Origin of the sequence: Leeuwenhoekiella palythoae, assembly GCF_900130045.1 — a bacterium.
Taxonomy (GTDB): Bacteria; Bacteroidota; Bacteroidia; order Flavobacteriales; family Flavobacteriaceae; genus Leeuwenhoekiella; species Leeuwenhoekiella palythoae.
This window is the reverse complement of record NZ_FQXT01000012.1, coordinates 1-3,445: the sequence shown is the minus strand read 5'-3', so window position 1 is coordinate 3,445 and position 3,445 is coordinate 1. Positions and strand designations below refer to the sequence as shown.

The following is a 3,445-nucleotide window of genomic DNA, read 5'->3' as shown; positions in this document are numbered from 1 at the left end:
AAAAAAAAGTCTGCATCAGATATTGATGCAGACTTTTAAAACAAGGCGGCGACCTACTCTCCCACGAGATGTAGTACCATCGGCGCTAACGGGCTTAACTACTCTGTTCGGAATGGTAAGAGGTGAGCCCCGTCGCTATAACCACCTTAAGCTGTCGTATGAATTAATCACATACTTTAATAAGTTAACATATTGGGTAATAATAAAAAGACTACAATCACAAATCTGATTTGATCATTATAAGTATAAGAGTGCTCCTCCCGCACTAAAAAGTGCGGGAAGACGTACATAAGCTTACGGGTTATTAGTACTACTCGGCTATGACATTACTGCCTTTACACCTATAGCCTATCAACGTGGTCGTCTCCCACGGCCCTTTAAAGAAATCTCATCTTGTGGTGGGTTTCGCGCTTATATGCTTTCAGCGCTTATCCCTTCCCGACATAGCTACCCTGCAATGCTCCTGGCGGAACAACAGGTACACCAGCGGTCGGTCCAACCCGGTCCTCTCGTACTAGGGTCAGATCCACTCAAATTTCTAGCGCCCACTATAGATAGAGACCGAACTGTCTCACGACGTTCTGAACCCAGCTCGCGTGCCACTTTAATGGGCGAACAGCCCAACCCTTGGGACCTTCTCCAGCCCCAGGATGTGACGAGCCGACATCGAGGTGCCAAACCCCCCCGTCGATATGAGCTCTTGGGGGAGATCAGCCTGTTATCCCCGGCGTACCTTTTATCCTTTGAGCGATGGCCCTTCCATGCGGAACCACCGGATCACTATGCTCTACTTTCGTACCTGATCGACCTGTATGTCTCTCAGTCAAGCTCCCTTATGCCATTGCACGCTACACACGATTGCCAACCGTGTTGAGGGAACCTTTAGAAGCCTCCGTTACTCTTTTGGAGGCGACCACCCCAGTCAAACTACCCACCAAGCACTGTCCCCATAATATGGGTTAGGCTTCAAACAAGTAAAGGGTGGTATTTCAACAATGACTCCACCACGCCTGGCGACGCAGCTTCAAAGTCTCCCACCTATCCTACACATCACTTGTCCAAAGTCAATACTAAGCTATAGTAAAGGTGCACGGGGTCTTTTCGTCCCATAGCGGGTAATCGGCATCTTCACCGATACTACAATTTCACCGAGCTCATGGCCGAGACAGTGTCCAGATCGTTGCACCATTCGTGCAGGTCGGAACTTACCCGACAAGGAATTTCGCTACCTTAGGACCGTTATAGTTACGGCCGCCGTTTACCGGGGCTTCAATTCAATGCTTCGCAAATGCTAACATCTCCTCTTAACCTTCCGGCACCGGGCAGGTGTCAGGCCCTATACTTCATCTTTCGATTTCGCAGAGCCCTGTGTTTTTGATAAACAGTCGCCTGGACCTCTTCACTGCGGCCCCACCGGAGTGGGGCGACCCTTCTCCCGAAGTTACGGGTCGATTTTGCCTAGTTCCTTAGCCATGAATCTCTCGAGCACCTTAGAATCCTCATCCCAACCACCTGTGTCGGTTTACGGTACGGGCTGCTTCACTCGCTTTTCTTGGAAGTATCTCCTCTGGATTATCACCGTAGCCGTAGCCGTGGTGTACTATCACTACGTTAAGTAGCTTCAACGTGCTATTCCGTCAGCACGCACCAAATTTAATCCTCCGTCACTTTTAATGTGAGCAGGTACAGGAATATTAACCTGTTGTCCATCCACTACCCCTTTCGGGTTCGCGTTAGGTCCCGACTGACCCCCGGCTGATTAGCATGGCCGGGGAAACCTTGGTCTTTCGGTGTGCGGGTTTCTCGCCCGCATTATCGTTACTTATGCCTACATTTTCTTTTGTAACCAATCCAGCTTACCTCACAGTAAACCTTCAACTTTGTTACAATGCTCCCCTACCCATCTTACGATGCCATAGCTTCGGTAGTATGTTTATGCCCGATTATTATCCATGCCGGACCGCTCGACTAGTGAGCTGTTACGCACTCTTTAAATGAATGGCTGCTTCCAAGCCAACATCCTAGCTGTCTGGGCAGTCCAACCGCGTTTTTTCAACTTAACATACATTTGGGGACCTTAGCTGATGGTCTGGGTTCTTTCCCTCTCGGACATGGACCTTAGCACCCATGCCCTCACTGCTGATCAACATTTTATAGCATTCGGAGTTTGTCAGGAATTGGTAGGCGGTGAAGCCCCCGCATCCAATCAGTAGCTCTACCTCTATAAAACTATAAATCAACGCTGCACCTAAATGCATTTCGGGGAGTACGAGCTATTTCCGAGTTTGATTGGCCTTTCACCCCTACCCTCAGGTCATCCCAAGACTTTTCAACGTCAACGGGTTCGGTCCTCCACTATGTGTTACCACAGCTTCAACCTGCCCAAGGGTAGATCACACGGTTTCGCGTCTACTCAACCTAACTAAACGCCCTATTAAGACTCGCTTTCGCTACGGATCCGATGCTGAACATCTTAACCTTGCTAGATAAAGTAACTCGTAGGCTCATTATGCAAAAGGCACGCCGTCACCCAAAAGGGCTCCGACCGCTTGTAAGCGTATGGTTTCAGGGTCTATTTCACTCCCTTGTTCAGGGTTCTTTTCACCTTTCCCTCACGGTACTGGTTCACTATCGGTCTCTCAGGAGTATTTAGCCTTAGCGGATGGTCCCGCCAGATTCATACAGGGTTTCACGTGCCCCGCACTACTCAGGATACCACTATCTATAACGCTCTTTACCTATACCGGGCTATCACCGTCTATGGCCACTCTTTCCAAAGTGTTCTAATTCATTACGCATAAAATGTCGTGGTCCTACAACCCCGATCCTGCCGTAACAGAATCGGTTTGGGCTATTCCGAGTTCGCTCGCCGCTACTATCGGAATCACTATTGTTTTCTCTTCCTCCGGGTACTTAGATGTTTCAGTTCTCCGGGTTTGCCTCCTTGCGGATACTATACCTTCAGTATAGTGGGTTGCCCCATTCGGATATCTGCGGATCAATTTGTATGTGCCAATCCCCGCAGCTTTTCGCAGCTTATCACGTCCTTCATCGCCTCTGAGAGCCTAGGCATTCCCCATACGCCCTTATTTAGCTTATTGTACTTTTTGCTCTTATAAGGACCATTGGTATTGCTACCTTGGCCTTTGTATTATTAATGAGTTCTATCTATAATATAACTTAGTTATTACTAACTATATAAAATTTGTTTCTCTCGTATTCTTATTATTTCCCAATATGTCAATGAACTGTATTCAATTCTAAATTCAAAATTTTGAATTCAAAATTAAAATGGTGGAGAATATCGGAGTCGAACCGATGACCTCCTGCGTGCAAGGCAGGCGCTCTAGCCAGCTGAGCTAATCCCCCAGATAAATTCAGAATTTAGAATTCAGAATTTTACTAGAATTAGAATTCTTAGCTTCTAGAATTTCCTTCAATATTT

1 tRNA gene and 2 rRNA genes are annotated in these 3,445 nt (G+C 47.4%); all 3 read right to left on the bottom strand.

Going from position 1 to position 3,445, the window contains the following annotated elements:
- Positions 1 to 40: 40 nt before the first annotated feature.
- Positions 41 to 149: ribosomal RNA gene (gene rrf, locus BUA96_RS17110) — 5S ribosomal RNA — on the bottom strand.
- A gap of 136 nt (positions 150 to 285) precedes the next feature.
- Positions 286 to 3,100: ribosomal RNA gene (locus tag BUA96_RS17105) — 23S ribosomal RNA — on the bottom strand.
- A 192-nt stretch (positions 3,101 to 3,292) separates the two neighbouring features.
- Positions 3,293 to 3,369: transfer RNA gene (locus BUA96_RS17100), tRNA-Ala, on the bottom strand.
- Positions 3,370 to 3,445: the final 76 nt, after the last annotated feature.